This is a genomic window from Marinomonas foliarum (assembly GCF_003337275.1).
In the GTDB taxonomy this organism is placed as follows: domain Bacteria; phylum Pseudomonadota; class Gammaproteobacteria; order Pseudomonadales; family Marinomonadaceae; genus Marinomonas; species Marinomonas foliarum.
In genome coordinates, this window is record NZ_QPJQ01000009.1 from 92212 (window position 1) to 109047 (window position 16836).

Sequence of the window (16836 nt, forward strand, 5' to 3'; positions counted from 1 at the left end):
GATAATAAGGCTATCGATTTCCCACGAGGTGGTTATGCCCCAAACTGCGACACAACACACATCATCAATATCCGCTCAAGAACCACCAAAATACAAACAATATGCCACAGGCTGGGGCTTTCGCCTTGGTCTATTGGCTGCCTTTGTGAGTATTTTGATTTGGGCATCTTGGCTGGTCAGTATGCGTGCCGGCATGACCAATACCTTGACTGCTTTTGATTTAGGCATTTTGCGATACTCACCGCCCGCTCTGTTACTGTTTCCTTTTTTGTGGCGCGCCAGAGCACAAGTTAAAGCGGTTTCTCCGGTGCTTTTGTTGGGCGTGATATGTGGCGCAGGCCTGCCATTTTTCTACCTAAGCGCCACAGGTTTGAAATACGCGCCAGCGTCTCACGCAGGTTTATTGATTCTTGGTGCCTTTCCCTTCTTTGTTACCTTACTGGCCGTGCTTTTCTATCAAGAAAAAGTCAGCCGTGAGCGCAAGATTGGCTTGAGCCTAGTCAGCATTGGCGTGATTGTTCTGCTCAGTTTGTCACTACTAACCGCGCCAGAAAACACCTGGAAAGGTGATCTATTACTGCTAGCTGCGAGCTTCTTCTGGGCGGTGTATACCGTGAGTTTGCGGATTGCTGGCTTACCTCCTTTGGTATCAACCGCTTTGATGGGCTTAGTGTCCTTGATCGCGCTGGCTGTCTTATGGGCAACGGGACTGGCTTCTAGCGGCTTAGCTTACGCCTCTTGGGATATGTTGGCAGGGCAAATTCTCGTGCAAAGCCTACTTGTCGGCTTGATGACCGGATTCTCCTACGGCTATGCCATCCAAAAACTTGGCGCAGAAAACATGGCCGCCATCGGCGCCTTCACTCCCGTACTCGCCGCACTCATCGCCATCCCCGTCCTTGGCGAACACCTCGAAGGTTACTCCATCGCCGGACTCATCTTCGTCAGCATCGGCGTCGTGATTGCCAGTGGGATTTTTAAAAAACGGTAGCCGCACTCATTAGCAACACCAAACCCCGCTTGCCCATGGTAAGCGGGGTTTGTTTTTTTAGGTATGAAAATAAACTCAGCATGGTGCTCTTCCAAAAACTTTAATAAGATCAATTGGAAGCATTTAAGGATGAACATATATCAGCATCGAAGCGCTACATGATGTTTGCGAGTTGTTGAAATGCTACCCAAGGAGGGTATACTTTGATTTATAAAACGAAAGAGTTTTGTTCTTTAACTAAAAAAGATCGTTTGTCTGATATGGATCTCATTGAAGCATGTGATGAGATCCAGAGAGGATTAGTTGATGCAGACCTAGGTGGCGCTCTCTATAAAAAGAGAGTGGCAACAGAGGGCAAAGGTAAGAGTGGTGGCTATCGAACAATTATTGGAGCTGTCATTGGTGAAAAGTACTTTTTCTTGTATGCCTTTGCTAAAAACAAACGAGCTAACATCACCAAAAAAGAGCAAATGGCGCTAAGAGAATTAGCCCAAGTCTTTATTAGTTTTAGCCAAGTTGAATTAGAAAGCTTGATAGCCTCAAATGAGTTAATCAAAGTAGAAGTTTGCCAAGAAGGAGATCGCCATGAGTGATATTTTAAAGTCTGTTCATAAGACAGCCAAAGGCCTTAATAAAGCAGGTGTGATTGATAAAACCACCATGCGTCAGTTTGATACCTTATGCTTAACCTCCATTCATGACTTTACACCTGAGCAAGTCAAAAAACTAAGACTCGCCAACAACCTTTCCCAACCGGTTTTTGCACAATACCTAAACGTCAGTGATAAGTTGGTTAAAAAATGGGAGCAAGGCGAAAGTAAACCCAGAGGCGCTGCGCTGAAAATGCTTTCTCTAGTGGAGCGTAAGGGAATAGAAGTGATAGCCTAGTTTTACCCAATTACACTGGACACATAGAAAGCTTTGTCTCTCACTCGTGTACATCAAATCCACTAGTCTCTCACTTTTTTAAGTAAATGAGAGACAAAGTCTTATATGATGTTTTTATACGCAATACCTGAATGTTAGCGAGAAATGGGAACAAGTGAGAGCAAACTCAGAGGCGCCGCGCTTAAAATGCTTTCTCTTGTGAAACGAAAATGTATATGAGGTCATTGCTTAAATAGGTTTACGATTTAATTTAGGAATCAAATAAATGCAAAATACAAATTCTGCTTCACGAATTCTTTCGATTTTAAAGGAGGCGACTGAACATGGAGAAAATGAAAATACGCTAGAAGTATGGGTTGCTGTTTTCAAAATTGATGAGTCTAACTCGAGTAAAAAGGATATAGAAGTAGCCAGATATTTAAGGCAAATGCATGATGAAATTGAGTATATTCAAGATGAGATGAAACTAGATGAATATGACGAGTTTAAGTGTAAATTTTTATTGGGCTCTATAACTAATGCGCTTACTGTTAAATCTTTGTCGGAACCATGGAGGAATGTAAAAAACAAGCTTATTCAAGTCGCTGTATTCCTGTGTTTAGGCTATTGTCGCCAATGTTTACCAGATGAAGAAAATACTATAAACCCTGAAGATATTGATGATATAAAATCACAAATATTAGCACTTCAATCTTCATTAGAAGCGTCATCTTTATCTAAAGGGGTGCAAAAAATGATTCAAAATCATCTTAATGAAATTTTAACTTCATTATCTAGTTGCAGAATTTCGGGCTCATCTTCACTTCAAGGAACGATGGATGCTGTTATTGGCGAGGTAATAAGGAAAAAAGAAATGTTAAAAGAAGAAAAGGATCGTGAATGCCTCTCTATGTATACTAAAGTATTAGACACAGTAGGAAAAGTAACTGACGGTCTTATTAAGTCAGAGAAAGTTATTTCTGCGGCTGCAAAAATAGGAACTCAAGTTACTAAAGCTCTTGAACATATCAATTGATAATAGTTAACAACTAAAAAAACCGCTCACATCTCTGCAAGCGGTTTTCCATTCAAACCAACCAATCCTATTTAATAGAATTACGCGTCAATACGTTTGTATTTGATACGAGTTGGTGTGGCTTCGTTGCCGGTACGTTGTTTGTAGTCGGCTTCGTATTCTGCGTAGTTCCCTTCGAAGAAGACGGCTTTAGAATCGCCTTCGTACGCTAGGATGTGTGTCGCGATACGGTCTAGGAACCAACGGTCATGGGAAATAACAATCGCGGCGCCTGGGAAAGCCAATAGCGCGTCTTCCAGTGCACGTAAGGTTTCTACGTCAAGGTCGTTTGTTGGCTCATCCAGTAGCAATACGTTGCCGCCTTCTTTAAGCAGTTTCGCAAGGTGTAAACGGTTACGCTCACCACCAGACAAGTGCTTAACCAATTTTTGTTGATCAGACCCTTTGAAGTTAAAGCGACCAATGTAAGCACGAGACGGCACTTTGTAGTTGTGAACCGTGATCATGTCTTGGCCATCTGCGATTTCTTCAAATACAGTTTTGTCGCCGTCTAGTTCACGCATTTGGTCTACGTAAGCAAGCTGTACGGTTTCACCTATGGTGACAGTACCTGTGTCAGGTTGTTCTATGCCAGCGATCATTTTGAATAGGGTAGATTTACCTGCACCGTTACCACCAACCACACCGACAATCGCGCCTTGTGGCACAACCATGTTGAAGTCTTCTAGCAGCATCTTGTGTTCGAAGCTTTTGCTAACGCCTTCGATTTCGATGACTTTAGAACCAAGACGTGGTCCTGGTGGAATGTACAACTCGTTGGTTTCGTTACGATCTTGGAACTCTTGCGAGTTCATTTCCTCGAATCGGGCCAAACGGGCTTTCGATTTAGACTGACGACCCTTGGCGTTTTGACGAACCCACTCAAGCTCAGATTTAATGGCTTTTTGGTGAGAGGCTTGTTGTTTTGCTTCGGTTTGTAGACGCGCGTCTTTTTGTTCCAGCCAAGAAGAGTAGTTACCTTCGTATGGAATACCGTGGCCACGGTCAAGTTCTAGAATCCAGCCAGCAGCGTTATCTAGGAAGTAACGGTCATGGGTAATTGCCACAACAGTGCCTGGGTAATCTTTCAAGAAGCGCTCTAGCCAAGCAACGGATTCCGCATCCAAATGGTTGGTTGGCTCGTCTAGAAGGATCATGTCTGGCTTGTTAAGCAATAGACGACATAAGGCAACACGACGACGCTCACCACCAGAAAGATGTTCTACTTTTGCATCCCAATGAGGCAGACGTAGTGCGTCGGCAGCAACTTCAAGAGCACGCTCTAGATTGTGGCCTTCTTTTGCTTCGATCAAGGCTTCAAGTTGGCCTTGTTCTTTTGCTAGGGCATCAAAGTCTGCGTCTGGCTCTGCGTATTCTGCGTAAACTGCATCCAAACGTGCCATGGCTTCGATCACATCAGTGAAAGCTTCTTCAACAATGCCGCGCACGTTTTTTTCTGGATCAAGATGCGGTTCTTGCTCCAAGTAGCCGATTTTGATGCCCGGCATTGGACGTGCTTCACCATTATGCTCGGTATCAACACCCGCCATAATGCGCAGTAGTGTGGATTTACCAGAACCGTTAAGACCCAATACACCGATCTTAGCGCCAGGGAAGAATGAAAGAGAAATGTCTTTTAGAATCTCGCGTTTCGGGGGAACAACTTTCCCAACGCGGTTCATGCTGTATACAAACTGAGCCATAAATAGTCAACTTATCCTATGATTAGAAATCCTAGCACGACTACTGCGCTCGCCAATACTTTGTTAAAAACAGACTCAAAATGCTCATTTATAACCCATAAACTCTGCTTTTTCGTCGGTTTTTGCCTCGTCTTGGCTTTGCTCGTAACGTCGTGAATTTATTTCGTTAAAACGCTCCACGGGGTTGCTAAAAGAACTCTAGCAAGTCGATGGAGAGCCAAATGCAATTAGTGGGGTAAGGATAGCACAGGCAAGACTATTTCAGAATAATCAAAGCCGCGCCAACCACAACGAAAATCGCGCCAATCCATGCACCAAATGTAGGACGTTGGCCGGTGGTAATCCACAAGCCCGGCAAAATAAGCACAGGAACAACGGCAGATAGCGTAGTGACAATTCCCACATTAGCGTTGCCAACCCCCCAGACTAAGACGCTCATACCTATTACCATGCCAATGGTGGCAAGTGCGGCGATGCCCATAAAATCTGCTCGAGTTAGTTGACTAAATGGAATAGCGTCGGCAGGTTGTTTGTGTCGATAGTACAAACCATATGCTAGCGCTAGAGCGAAAGCGGCCGTGCCAACTCGCAATGAGGACACGGCAATTGGGTCAGCTCCATCAATTAAAGCGGGCTTGCTAAGTAAGGCGCCACTGGCTTGACCAAGTGCAGCGCCAAGAGCAAGCAAAATCCCGATACTTAATTTGCCTTTGGTTTGCTCCCAAGCGTGAAGGCTGACTCTACGGCCAAATAGAATAGCGATCACCACACCGATTAATACCAAACCGCAGGCAAAGAGTTGATTGAAAGAAAGGTTTTCACCTAAGAATAACCAACCCAATAGAATCGACATGGGTGCGTTGGTAGCGAACAGAACGCCAGTGCGTCGAGGGCCAAGGCGATGAACCGCGGTAAACAGCATGGTATCGCCAATGAAAATTCCTAGTAAGCCAGACAGCATGACGATCTCAGCGTGTTGCCACAAAGTTGCATTGAATCGTTGAGTGATTAAGCAAATAGCCAAAAGAATTGAACTGGCAATTACAATACGAAAGGTATTAAAGCGCATGGTGCCAAAGCGTTGGATTAAGTTTGGCGCCATCAGGCTTGAAATAGTCCAACACAAGGCGGCAACTAAGCCTGATAACTCTGCGAACGGCATATAAATCCTTATAAAATCATTCACTCTTAAATAAAGGAATGATGCAAGCGCACACTGTCGCTTTGTAGCTATATTATGGCGGGGTTGGTATGATTTCACCCATCACGCGATGGCCTAGTCTAAGGCATTCTTACACCAAATTAGCGATATTGGAAGCACTATGCGATGCCCTTTTTGTGGAACTCAAGATACTAAAGTAGTGGACTCTCGATTGGTTTCTGAAGGCGCACAAGTGCGTCGCCGTCGTACCTGTAGTCATTGCCAAGAACGCTTTACCACCTTTGAAGTGGCTGAATTGCAAATGCCGAAATTAATCAAAAGCGATGGTAGTCGAGAGTCTTTTGATGAAGACAAGTTGCGTAATGGCATTATTAAAGCCATTGAAAAACGTCCCGTTAGCATTGAAGCAGTAGAAACTGCGATCACCCGAATTAAAGAAAAAATGCAGGCCACAGGTGAGCGAGAATTGCCTTCTCGTTGGACTGGCGAAGCAGTAATGGAAGAGTTGAAGCGTCTTGATCAAGTCGCCTATGTACGTTTCGCCTCTGTGTATCGTAGCTTTAAAGATATCAGCGAATTCCGTGAGGAAATAGATCGTCTAGAAAGCCACAGTGCATCGACTACAGAGTCGAAGAGCGCCGCCCCAGAATCGAAAAAAGAAGATGAAGCATGACAGTTTTTAATCACGAGCACTGGATGGCGAAAGCTATTCAACTAGCAAAAAAAGGCCGCTACACCACACATCCAAACCCTCGCGTTGGTTGTGTCTTGGTAAAAGATCAGCAAATTATTGGCCAAGGTTTTCATGTTAAAGCCGGAGAAGGCCATGCCGAAGTAAACGCCTTGGCGGATGCGAATCAAGACGCTGTTGGCGCAACGGCTTATGTCACCTTGGAACCTTGCAGTCACCAAGGCAAAACGCCGCCTTGTGCCGATGCCTTGATTAAAGCAGGTGTCGCTCGCGTTGTTTATGGCATGCAAGACCCGAATCCAGAAGTGTCTGGCAATGGCCTGGCAAAAATCAAACAAGCCGGCATCGAAATAATTGGGCCTGTTTTAGAAGCGGAGTGTGAAGCGCTGAATCTAGGTTTTATCAAACGCATGCGCGAGGGTCTTCCTTATGTGCGAGTGAAACTTGCCATGAGCATGGATGGCCGCACGGCCATGGAATCGGGTGAAAGCCAATGGATTACGGACTCAGCAGCGCGTCTTGATGTACAGCGTTTGCGCGCGCAAAGTGACGCTATCGTTACTGGTATTGGCTCTGTGTTGGCGGACAACCCAAGTATGACAGTGCGCATCGACAATGATGATCAAGAAGTCGATCCGAAAAGCGTGCGTCAGCCGATTCGTGTGATTATGGATACGGCTTTGTCGATTCTTCCTGAAGCGAAAATTCTTTATCCAACGAATCAGGCTTGGATGTTTTCGGTTGAAGAGGAAGTTGAAGCAGAACACTTAGAAACGCTTACAAAAAAAGGCGTTACGGTACGTTTCTCACCGCGAGGTTTGGATGGGCGACTAGATTTATTGGATGCGATGGAGCAACTTGCTGATTCAGGTATCAACGAAGTCTTGTTGGAAGCCGGCGCTGAATTGGCCGGTGGTTTTTTAGCTGCTGGGCTAATTGATGAAATCGTCGTTTATATGGCGCCGAAACTATTGGGTTCCAGTGCGCGACCTTTGTTCAAATTACCACTAGATGAAATGGATGAAGCGGTTGAGCTGACGCTTAAATCGGTTCGTCAAGTTGGGCAAGATGTGCGCTTAGTATACCAGCCACGCTATCTAGAGGATGATTTTGAAGATGATCTTGAAGGCGACTTTGACGAAGAGTTGTAAAAATAAAGAAACGTGAGTCATTGCTTTTTCAGGCTTTTTTTTTGAAATGCCTGAAAATTGTTTTTTCTTGCGAATATTTAGAGAACTTTGCCGAGAAACCTAGAATAAATGTTGCTATAATCGCCGCCCAAGACAACCCATATATTCGTACCTTTGGTCGATATGACTCAGTTGCTGTCTAAAGGCAGTAGCTAATATAGCTCTTTAACAACCAAGGGTACTTTCAAACAGACCAAAGCGTCAGCCCATAAGGCGACGTAGTCTGGACAATTGAGGCAAAAAATGAGCGAAGTGGAAACAGCAAACGACCAAACTCCAGCACCAAAACGTAAAGAGAAAAAACCTTCACGTTCGCAATTGCGCAGTGCTTCTCGTCGTTTGGCATTACAAGCGGTCTATCAATGGCAGATGAATCAATCTGCAGTGAGCGAGATCGAAACTCAATTCGTGATGAACCAAGATCAAGAAATGGATTCTTGTGACAAAGTCTACTTCCGCGAATTACTACAAGGTGTAACAGCCAGCGCTAAAAAACTGGACGTATTGTTTGAAGAGTTACTAGATCGTCCATTGAGCGAACTAGACCCTATCGAATTAGCTGTTATGCGTATTGGGGCATTTGAATTGTCCCAGCGTTTAGATGTGCCATACCGCGTTGCGATCAATGAAAGCGTAGAGCTAGCAAAAGGCTTCGGCGCGACGGAAAGCCACAAATACGTAAACGGCATTCTAGACAAACTTGCACAGCGCGTGCGACGCGAAGAAATCGCCGCTCGCCGAGAAGCGAATAAAGAATCGAACAAGTAATAGAACCTATTACTAAAAGATACCTAATAGCCCCGTTATTACTTGTTAATAACGGGGCTTTTTTATGTCTAATTTTCGATGGCGTTTGTCTAAATTCAACAGATAATGATTTGCGTTGAAAGCGCATATTTTATTATGGTTGACGCCAATATTGATGGCTATAATTAAGTTTATCGATGTAGCAGACATACTTTATGTATGACATCGCGTTACCTTCTAAGTAAGGTCGAGGCTGTGCCCGGTAAAGACGTTCTGAATCCAAGAGATTATTCTTTTGGCGAAGGCTCCCTAGACGGAGCCTTTGTTATTTATAGGCTAAGGAAAGCTTATCCATCTATGTCATACAAAAGACTTTTTAATTTATCTGATCATGAAGTTCAGCAGTGGAAGCCGTTTCAGCATGTTAATGCCGAGTATCCCTTAGATCATCTTGATGCTTGTAAGTTGGTGTTCCAACATCCTAAAAGAAACGAGCGTTACACACTGTTTTTCACATTTTCTCATCACGTATTTACGCGTGGTATTAAAAGTGATGAATTTCCTGATGTTATCGACATATATCCTTTTCCGTCAGATAAAAGACGTTTGATAAAACTCGTTACGAGTTATCAAAACATTTACCCCAAATCATAGCGACTTTACCCAATCAATTCTGTTATCACGGCGGTTATAGTCGTTACTGTAGTTGTAAAATTAAGCAAGATAATGGCATAGAAATTTATTACCAAGTCGTATATCGAGTCTGGAAGGAGCATGGAAAAATGCGTTTTCATATTGAAAGCGCTTGCCCTTTGAATGAAAAATTAGGCAGGGTAAAGAAAGTCGATTTCTGGGTTATTTGCCATAATTTACTTCATAGCAAAAAGCTGCCAAAGCCATCTCTAAAATAAGTAGGAATATTTCTCTTATTGATGGCTGGTTTATTCTTAACCCGTTATCATAGTGTATCGAGGTGGTTGTTACGCTGCCTTACCCAATATTTTTAGGATCATAATGAAAAAGAACTTTGTTTTGTCTCACCCCAAAAAACCATACCAGCGCCTCATTGAAGAAGCGAAAAATGAAGTTAAGCAATACATTAAAGCAGAGCGTAAAAAAGCCTTGCCAGATGGCGCAGATTTTTGGGGATTTAATTGCAAGTTTGGTCAAACGGTTGATAAGGCAAGAACGATTCACGAAGGTGATATCAATACAAATATTAGCTCGGCACAAAGCCAGCACTGGAAGACTTTTTATTTAGAAGTGATTCCAACGCCAAAGCAGCGAGCAAAACGTTCAGAAGATTAATGGCGGTTTTGGTGTTAAAAAGCACAATACAAACAGGGCAGATTACCTAGCGTAATCTGCCCTGTTTTGCTTCTGACATCTGTAGTGTAATACGGTATCCTTTGCCAGTATTTTCGGTGCAGGATGTGTTGCACTGGAATAATAGAAGGGTAATCTGTTGAAAGAATTCGAGTTGATACAAAACATCTTTCAAGCGTCTGTGATGGCTAGTACACAAGGGCGTGGAGATCTTTTGTTGGGTATTGGTGATGATTGTGCTCAGGTGCAAGTGCCGCAAGGTCAAAGCTTGGTGTTTTCTATGGATACCTTGGTTGAAGGTCGACATTTTCCTTTCGATGCGGATCCTGTTGATATTGGTTATCGTGCGGTCGCAAGCTGTGTCAGTGATTTAGCGGCCATGGGTGCGAAACCGGCGTTCTTCACTTTAGGGCTAACGCTTCCTGAATCTGATCCGCAATGGTTAGCAGGCTTGGCGCAAGGTATGGCGGAACTGGCGGAGCCGATCGGTTTGGCCTTGGTTGGCGGCGATACTACCAAAGGGCCGCTAACCATTTCGCTGCAAGTGCATGGTTATGTAGAGTCAGACATGGCGGTAAAACGCAGTGGGGCAAAGGTCGGTGATGATATTTACGTTACCGGTTTGCTTGGCGATGCCGCTGCCGCTGTACCGATCGTTACCGGCGAGTTGCAAGTTTCGAGTGAGCGCTTTGATTATTTTTATGATCGCTTTTGGCGTCCGCAGCCAAGGCTGATTGCTGGTATGGCGCTGAAGCGAGTGGTTCATTCCATGATGGATATTTCCGATGGCCTCGCTCAAGATATTCAACATATACTCAAAGCGTCTGGCGTTGGAGCGAATATCGATGCGAGTCGATTGCCAATCTCCTCTGAACTGCGTCAATGGCAACCAGAATCAGCGATATCGTTGGCATTAACTGGAGGCGATGACTACGAGTTATGTTTTACCGCTCCGAAAGAGCAAGCCACTGAGATATCTTTAATCACTCAAACCTTGAGCTTGCCTTGTACCAAGGTAGGCGAAATTGTCGAAGAAGGCTTGGTGATTCAAGGGTATGATGGAGAGGCAACGGGCTGGCAACATTTTTAGAGCCATGAGAGTCCACAACGATTTTTAGTTTTTAATTTAATGAATAGGTAGCAACTCCATGGCAAATTCTGCTCCTGCGTCGGTATGGCGTAATCCGATACACTTCTTAGCATTTGGTCTTGGCTCAGGTGCCGCACCAAAAGCGCCAGGAACCTTTGGTACATTGGCCGCTGTGCCCTTGTTTATCTGGTTCCTACAAGATTTAACCGCAACCGCGTATTTCATTGTACTGGTAGTGACATCACTGGTGGGAATCTACCTTTGTGGTAAAACCTCGAAAGATATGGGCGTGCATGATCATGCCGGTATTGTTTGGGACGAATTTGTTGGTTTCTGGATCACCATGTGGCTGGCGCCTGCGGGTTGGTTCTATATCGTGCTGGGCTTTGTATTGTTTCGCCTGTTTGATATTTTGAAGCCTTGGCCAATTTCTTGGGTCGATAAAAACGTCCATGGCGGCTTCGGTATCATGCTGGACGATGTGTTAGCAGGCATTATGTCTTTTGTCGTGTTACAGGCTTTGGTTGAGTTTGTTTTTTAGCTCTTAGTACCTTCCCCTTTTGTCTTCCAAGAGGAAGGTTAGGGTGGGGTTGTTCTTGTTGCTCATCGACCGAATAACATTTCTTCTCGAAACTACCGCCTCCCTCGTCGAAATGTTATTCGTTCAATCAGTTAAGGGCAGTTACCCCTTTTAGCGCATCTACTTTAACGCGCAACCGCTTTGGGTTGATTCAACTCTTTGCGCTTTCTTAATGATTCGTAGAAAGGTGCGTAAGCTGGACGATCTATGTATTTCCCATCGCCAGATTTGGTAAGTATTACATTGTCATGCCACGCGAGTTTGCCATTACAAATAGTCGTTTCTGGTACGCCATGGATTTCCATGCCTTCAAATATACTGTGCTCGATTTTCGAATGATGGGTTTTCGCGGAAATCGTTTTAGTCGCGGCAGGATTCCAAATAACCAAATCAGCATCAGCGCCGACACGAATACAGCCTTTATTTGGATACATGTTGAAAATTTTTGCCGTGTTGGTCGAGGTGAGGGCGACAAATTCATTCATGGTGATTTTGCCTTCGTTTACGCCTTTTTCCCATAGCACCATCATGCGCTCTTCCACACCCGCTGTGCCGTTAGGAATTTGCGTGAAATTGTCTTTGCCCATGGCCTTTTGTTCGGCGCAAAAGGCACAATGATCGGTAGCAGTAGTTTGTAAGGTACCGCCTTGTACACCTTTCCATAACGCATCTTGGTGGTGCTTGGGTCTAAACGGAGGGCTCATAACATGAGCCGCTGCAGTTGCCCAATCTGGATTTTGATAAACGCTTTCGTCAACCGTGAGATGTCCCGCCAGCACTTCGCCGAATACGGTTTGACCGTGGTCTTTGGCGTAACGAATGGCGTCGACCGCTTCTTCGGTGGAAACATGAACAAGGTAAATAGGCGCGCCGAGTGTGTTGGCAATGCTAATGGCTCTGTTCGCGGCTTCGCCTTCTACAGAAGAGGGGCGAGACAGAGGATGCGCTTCTGGCCCCGTCATGCCTTCCGCCATGAGTTTGTTTTGTAAGTGATACACCAATTCACCATTTTCAGCGTGCACGGTGGGAATGGCGCCGAGTTCTAAGCACTTGGTGAAGCTCGACACCAAAATGTCGTCGGTTGCCATGATGGCATTTTTGTAAGCCATAAAGTGTTTAAAGCTGTTAACGCCATGATCGCGTACCAGAATATTCATTTCTTCTGCGACGGTATCATCCCACCACGTAATCGCCACATGAAAGGTGTAGTTTGAATGAGCTTTTTTCGCCCAATCACGCCATTGATGGTAGGCGTCTAATAATGACTGCTGAGGACTGGGAATCACGAAGTCGATTATCGTCGTAGTACCGCCTGCCAACGCAGCGACGGTGCCCGAAGCAAAGTCATCTTTTGCGACTGTGCCCATAAAAGGCAACTGCATGTGAGTATGTGGATCAATCCCGCCAGGCATAATGAATTTGCCTGTGGCATCAATGGTTTCAACATCTTTTGGCAGTACGCTGATCTCACCAAGCTCGACGATTTTGTTGTCTTTGCAAAGAATGTCGGCTTTGAAGCTTTCTTCGTGGGTGACGATAGTCCCACCTTTTATTAATAGACTACTCATGTGTCGTCCTTTTCCAGTTGAGAAACATAAGCGGCACCGTAAAGTGCCGCTGAGGGAGTGATGACTAAGACTGCAACGCGTCAGTTTGAGTGGCAGAAGCGGTTTGCATGTTGGCAAGTACGAAGTACACAATCGCACCAGTAAATGCGCCAGTGAACCAGCCGTAGTTGTAGAACCAGCCAAGCGCAGGCATATTCAGTGCCACTAGCGTAATCAATACCGGAACCGCAAAAGCAATCAGTCCAGCGCCATTAAAGGCAGGGTAAAGGCTGTCTTTGGTATACAGTGCCACCAAATCTAAATGCTGACGCTTTATCAAAAAGTAATCGACAATCATGATGCCAGCGATAGGGCCAAGTAAGCTTGAATAGCCCAGCAGCCAGTTGGAATACATACCTTCAACACTAACATCGGATTCCAATAGACCCAATTTTTTCAGTAGTTCCCAACCCATTAGCAGAATACCAATCAAGCCAGTTAGCAAAGCACCACGAGTATGATTAATCAGTTTTGGCGCAATGTTTTGGAAATCGTTGGTTGGAGAAACCACGTTGGCTGCAGTATTTGTTGAAAGCGTGGCAATGACGATCAAGATCATGGCTACGGCTACCCAAAATGGGCTGTCGATTTTGCCAATCAAAGATATTGGATCAGAGATGGTATCGCCTACCAGCGTTGTCGAGGCTGCGGTTAGAACAACACCTAAGGCTGCAAAGAAGAACATGGTGGCTGGTAAACCAACGATTTGACCAATAACCTGATCTTTTTGCGATTTTGCATAGCGGCTGAAGTCAGGAATATTCAAGGATAAGGTTGCCCAAAAACCAACCATGGCAGTTAGACCACCAAGAAAGTAACCCATAAATCCAGCGTCTTCAGGACGACTCGCTGGTGTTGCTAAAATTTCGGTGAAAGATACCTTTCCGCCTGCCCAAAACATCAGACCAATGGCAACGATTAGTAACAAGGGGGCGGATAAGGTTTCCATCCATTTGATCGACTCTGCACCACGGATCACCACGTACATGTTGAGCGCCCAGAAAATGAAGAAGCCAATCACTTCGCCGACGCCACCCAGACTAGCCCAACCATCAGACACAGCAGACAAGAACAAATGAATCGCCAGGCCGCCAAACATGGTTTGAATACCAAACCAACCACAGGCTACCAGAGCTCGAATCAGGCAAGGAATGTTTGAGCCAACCATGCCAAATGATGAACGTAATAACACAGGAAAAGGAATGCCGAATTTAGTACCGGGGTACGCATTCAGTGTTAATGGAACCAGTAAGATAATGTTAGCGATAAGGATGGTAAATAAGGCTTCCATTACCGACAAGCCGAAGTAGGCCGTTAACACGCCACCTAGCGTATAAGTCGGCACACAAATAGACATACCAACCCATAACGCAGCGATATTCCACTTGCTCCAAGTACGATCTTTCACTTTGGTTGGCGCTAAATCGTCGTTATACGCTGAACTTTGTTTGAGGTCGCTATCAACCTCCAACTCATAGAATTCACCTTGTTTAACAGACTTACTGGTCATTGTTGCCACCTCTTCGATTGTTTGGTTTATTAGTATGCGTTCATTCAATGGTTCGTTATTGTCTTCTTTGGGTTATCTCTATTGATGCTCTTTGGCTATACGGTCGCTGGCTTCGAGCATGGCGTGCAGTAGCACATTGGCGCCTGCCGCACATTCTTCTGGTGAACTGTATTCTGCTTCGTTATGACTGATGCCATTTAGACAGGGCGTAAATATCATTCCGGTTGGCACTAGATCCGCCATGTAACAGGCGTCATGTCCTGCACCTGCATAAATGTCCATATGGCTATAACCGAGTTTTTCTGTAGCGGCTTTTACGTCGTCGGAAGCATTAAACTCAACTGGAGCGAAATACCAAAAAGGATCGAGATTGACTTCTACTTCGTGTTCTTCGGCAACTTTTTCGCAGAAGGACACGAGTTCTTCGTGCATAGTAAGCAGTACATCGGGTTTTGGATTACGCAGGTCAGCGCTGAATTTCACATTGCCTGGAATGGTGTTGCGGGAGTTTGGCCAAACTTGCATAAAGCCCACTGTGCCTAAGCCATTTTCATGGCGAAGTGCGATGGCATTCATTTCCGTCACAATAGCTGAAGCAGCGAGCATCGCGTCTTTACGAAGATGCATTGGCGTGGTGCCAGAGTGAGAAGGGCGACCCACTACCTCGATGTTGTACCAGCGAATACCTTGGCCCAGTCGCACTATGCCAATGGCTTTTTCTTCGTCTTCAAGAATCGGCCCTTGTTCGATGTGCGCTTCGAAAAATGCGCCCATGTGCCGGCTGCCCAGTTCCATCTCGCCCAAGTAACCAATACGTTCTAATTCGTCGCCGAGTCGAATACCATTCACATCCGTTTTATTTAGCTCAGTTTCTAGGTCGAAGCGTCCCACATAGGTTCCTGAGCCTTGCATAGCTGGTTGGAAGCGCGATCCCTCCTCGTTGGTCCAAACGGAAAATTCCATGGCTGTTGGTGTTTGAATGTTGTTTTCATGTAATGTGCGCAATACTTCAACACCAGAAAGAACGCCGAAGACACCGTCGAACTTGCCACCAGTAGGTTGAGTATCAAGGTGGCTACCTGTTCCAACAGCGGGTAAATCATTGTTTGTGCCTGAGCGACGAGCAAAGATATTGCCGATCTTATCGATCTCAACGGTACAGCCGCAGGCTTCACACCAGGCCACAAAAAGGTCGCGGGCTTGCTTGTCTAAGTCTGTTCCAGCAAGGCGATTGCAGCCGCCTTTTTCTGTGCCGCCAATGTCTCCCATTTCCATTAAGGTGTCCCAGAGGCGTTGTTCGTTGATACGAAGGTCTTGCATTACTAGCTCCTACTTCTGCTTCCAATACCTTTACCAAAAGGTAAAAAATGCCGATAAAAAAATATCAACAACTTGTCTTTCCGGTCAGCAATAAGTAGGCCAAGTTTTAATCAAGTTTGCTGATAAAAACTCGTTTGAGTCATCTGAGTGTGTTATTTTAAAATCTATAAATAAGATAATATTTAATAAAAACAGCGTCTTATAGTACTCATTGGCAATATAAAATTTTTTATGGAAGGCGGATCAGATTTTGACCGATAAGAAAACAAAACGTACCAAGCAGTCGATTAATCGAGAAGAATTAGAGTCTCGGATATTGCGTTGTGCCGAGGTGGTGTTTGCTGAAAAAGGTTATAACGGTTCATCAATGGAAGCGATTGCCGCCAGTGCCAGTATTTCCAAACAAAACCTGATTTATTACTTTTCAAACAAAGAGTTACTATACCAACGAGTGTTAAAAGAAATGCTCGATATTTGGATAGAAAAGCTCTCTTTTTTAGAAACTCAAGGCGATACCCCTGAAACGGTTATTCGTCGTTATGTACGTGAAAAAATGCAGCTTTCACGTCTGTATCCGAATGGTTCTAAGGTTTTTGCTCATGAGATTATCAGCGGTGCGCCAGTCTTAAAAGAGTACCTAATTAGTCACTTAAAACCTCAATTCGATCGAGATGTTATTTTGGTTAAGTCATGGATAAGTAAGGGATTAGTTGACGATATAGACCCTGAACATTTGTTCTTTACTATTTGGGCCGCGACACAAACCTACGCAGATTTCTCGGTACAAATGGAAGTGCTATTAGGCAAGCATCGTTTGGATGAAGCCGACTTTGAACGAGCAGAATCAGCAGTGACGGACTTTGTTGTGCGCGCTCTTGGTGCCAAAAAAAATAATTATAAATAATTCAGACTGATTTTCTTTCTTGATTTACGTTGAGCTGTCTACTTTTCGCACAATTATAATGTGCAAAAAAACG

Annotated in this window: 16 protein-coding genes and 1 pseudogene; 12 read left to right on the forward strand and 5 right to left on the reverse strand. The window is 44.7% G+C overall.

Annotated features, from left to right (window positions below; all coding sequences use genetic code 11):
- Positions 1 to 34 precede the first annotated feature (34 nt).
- The 4 genes from DFP77_RS06895 to DFP77_RS06910 all read left to right on the forward strand — a co-directional run bounded on the left by DFP77_RS06895 (position 35) and on the right by DFP77_RS06910 (position 2894).
- Positions 35 to 991 carry a DMT family transporter gene (locus DFP77_RS06895; RefSeq protein ID WP_114411547.1) on the forward strand — a complete coding sequence of 319 codons (957 nt, stop codon included), beginning with the start codon at positions 35 to 37 and terminating at the stop codon, positions 989 to 991.
- Positions 992 to 1194: 203 nt separating this feature from the next.
- Positions 1195 to 1584, forward strand: a complete 390-nt coding sequence (locus DFP77_RS06900) for a type II toxin-antitoxin system RelE/ParE family toxin (protein WP_181858508.1) — start codon at positions 1195 to 1197, stop codon at positions 1582 to 1584.
- A complete protein-coding gene (locus DFP77_RS06905) occupies positions 1577 to 1879 on the forward strand; it encodes a helix-turn-helix domain-containing protein (RefSeq protein ID WP_114411548.1) in 303 nt (100 codons plus the stop codon). The genes DFP77_RS06900 and DFP77_RS06905 overlap by 8 nt, the downstream gene beginning before the upstream one ends.
- Before the next feature lie 265 nt (positions 1880 to 2144).
- Positions 2145 to 2894, forward strand: a complete 750-nt coding sequence (locus DFP77_RS06910) for a hypothetical protein (RefSeq protein ID WP_114411549.1) — start codon at positions 2145 to 2147, stop codon at positions 2892 to 2894.
- A gap of 80 nt (positions 2895 to 2974) precedes the next feature.
- On the opposite strand, the gene ettA is transcribed toward DFP77_RS06910, so the two are convergent.
- The gene (gene ettA / locus DFP77_RS06915; RefSeq protein WP_114411550.1) at positions 2975 to 4636 is read right to left on the reverse strand and encodes an energy-dependent translational throttle protein EttA; all 1662 of its coding nucleotides are present in this window, start codon (positions 4634 to 4636) and stop codon (positions 2975 to 2977) included.
- Positions 4637 to 4892: 256 nt separating this feature from the next.
- Entirely contained in the window at positions 4893 to 5798 is a 906-nt protein-coding gene (locus DFP77_RS06920) for a DMT family transporter (RefSeq protein WP_114411551.1), read from the reverse strand.
- A gap of 160 nt (positions 5799 to 5958) precedes the next feature.
- On the opposite strand from DFP77_RS06920, the gene nrdR reads away from it, so the two are divergent.
- The 7 genes and pseudogenes from nrdR (at position 5959) to DFP77_RS06955 (ending at position 11383) form a co-directional block, all read left to right on the forward strand.
- On the forward strand, positions 5959 to 6471 hold the full coding sequence (gene nrdR, locus DFP77_RS06925; protein WP_114411552.1) for a transcriptional regulator NrdR: 513 nt from the start codon (positions 5959 to 5961) through the stop codon (positions 6469 to 6471).
- Positions 6468 to 7640 (forward strand): bifunctional diaminohydroxyphosphoribosylaminopyrimidine deaminase/5-amino-6-(5-phosphoribosylamino)uracil reductase RibD, encoded by a 1173-nt coding sequence (gene ribD / locus DFP77_RS06930; RefSeq protein WP_114411553.1) that lies wholly within the window; start codon positions 6468 to 6470, stop codon positions 7638 to 7640. Before nrdR ends, ribD begins: the two co-directional genes overlap by 4 nt.
- A 282-nt stretch (positions 7641 to 7922) precedes the next feature.
- A complete protein-coding gene (gene nusB / locus DFP77_RS06935; protein WP_114411554.1) occupies positions 7923 to 8447 on the forward strand; it encodes a transcription antitermination factor NusB in 525 nt (174 codons plus the stop codon).
- Between the two features lie 336 nt (positions 8448 to 8783).
- Positions 8784 to 9337 (forward strand): annotated as a pseudogene (locus tag DFP77_RS20085) (YjaZ family protein).
- 103 nt (positions 9338 to 9440) lie between these two features.
- Complete coding sequence (locus tag DFP77_RS06945) at positions 9441 to 9734, forward strand: DUF6172 family protein (protein ID WP_114411555.1); 294 nt, start codon at positions 9441 to 9443, stop codon at positions 9732 to 9734.
- Positions 9735 to 9906: 172 nt separating this feature from the next.
- A complete protein-coding gene (thiL, locus tag DFP77_RS06950; RefSeq protein ID WP_258861083.1) occupies positions 9907 to 10842 on the forward strand; it encodes a thiamine-phosphate kinase in 936 nt (311 codons plus the stop codon).
- A gap of 58 nt (positions 10843 to 10900) precedes the next feature.
- A complete protein-coding gene (locus tag DFP77_RS06955) occupies positions 10901 to 11383 on the forward strand; it encodes a phosphatidylglycerophosphatase A family protein (RefSeq protein ID WP_114411557.1) in 483 nt (160 codons plus the stop codon).
- A 164-nt stretch (positions 11384 to 11547) separates the two neighbouring features.
- On the opposite strand, the gene hydA is transcribed toward DFP77_RS06955, so the two are convergent.
- From hydA to DFP77_RS06970, 3 genes are all read right to left on the reverse strand, one after another.
- The gene (hydA, locus tag DFP77_RS06960) at positions 11548 to 12990 is read right to left on the reverse strand and encodes a dihydropyrimidinase (RefSeq protein WP_114411558.1); all 1443 of its coding nucleotides are present in this window, start codon (positions 12988 to 12990) and stop codon (positions 11548 to 11550) included.
- 64 nt (positions 12991 to 13054) lie between these two features.
- Positions 13055 to 14539, reverse strand: a complete 1485-nt coding sequence (locus DFP77_RS06965) for an NCS1 family nucleobase:cation symporter-1 (RefSeq protein WP_181858509.1) — start codon at positions 14537 to 14539, stop codon at positions 13055 to 13057.
- Between the two features lie 78 nt (positions 14540 to 14617).
- Positions 14618 to 15859: a Zn-dependent hydrolase gene (locus DFP77_RS06970; protein WP_114411559.1), complete on the reverse strand. Its 1242-nt coding sequence runs from the start codon at positions 15857 to 15859 to the stop codon at positions 14618 to 14620.
- A 250-nt stretch (positions 15860 to 16109) separates the two neighbouring features.
- Here DFP77_RS06970 and DFP77_RS06975 point away from each other — a divergent pair, with 250 nt between their 5' ends.
- Positions 16110 to 16763 (forward strand): TetR/AcrR family transcriptional regulator, encoded by a 654-nt coding sequence (locus tag DFP77_RS06975; RefSeq protein ID WP_114411560.1) that lies wholly within the window; start codon positions 16110 to 16112, stop codon positions 16761 to 16763.
- The last annotated feature ends 73 nt before the right edge of the window (positions 16764 to 16836 follow it).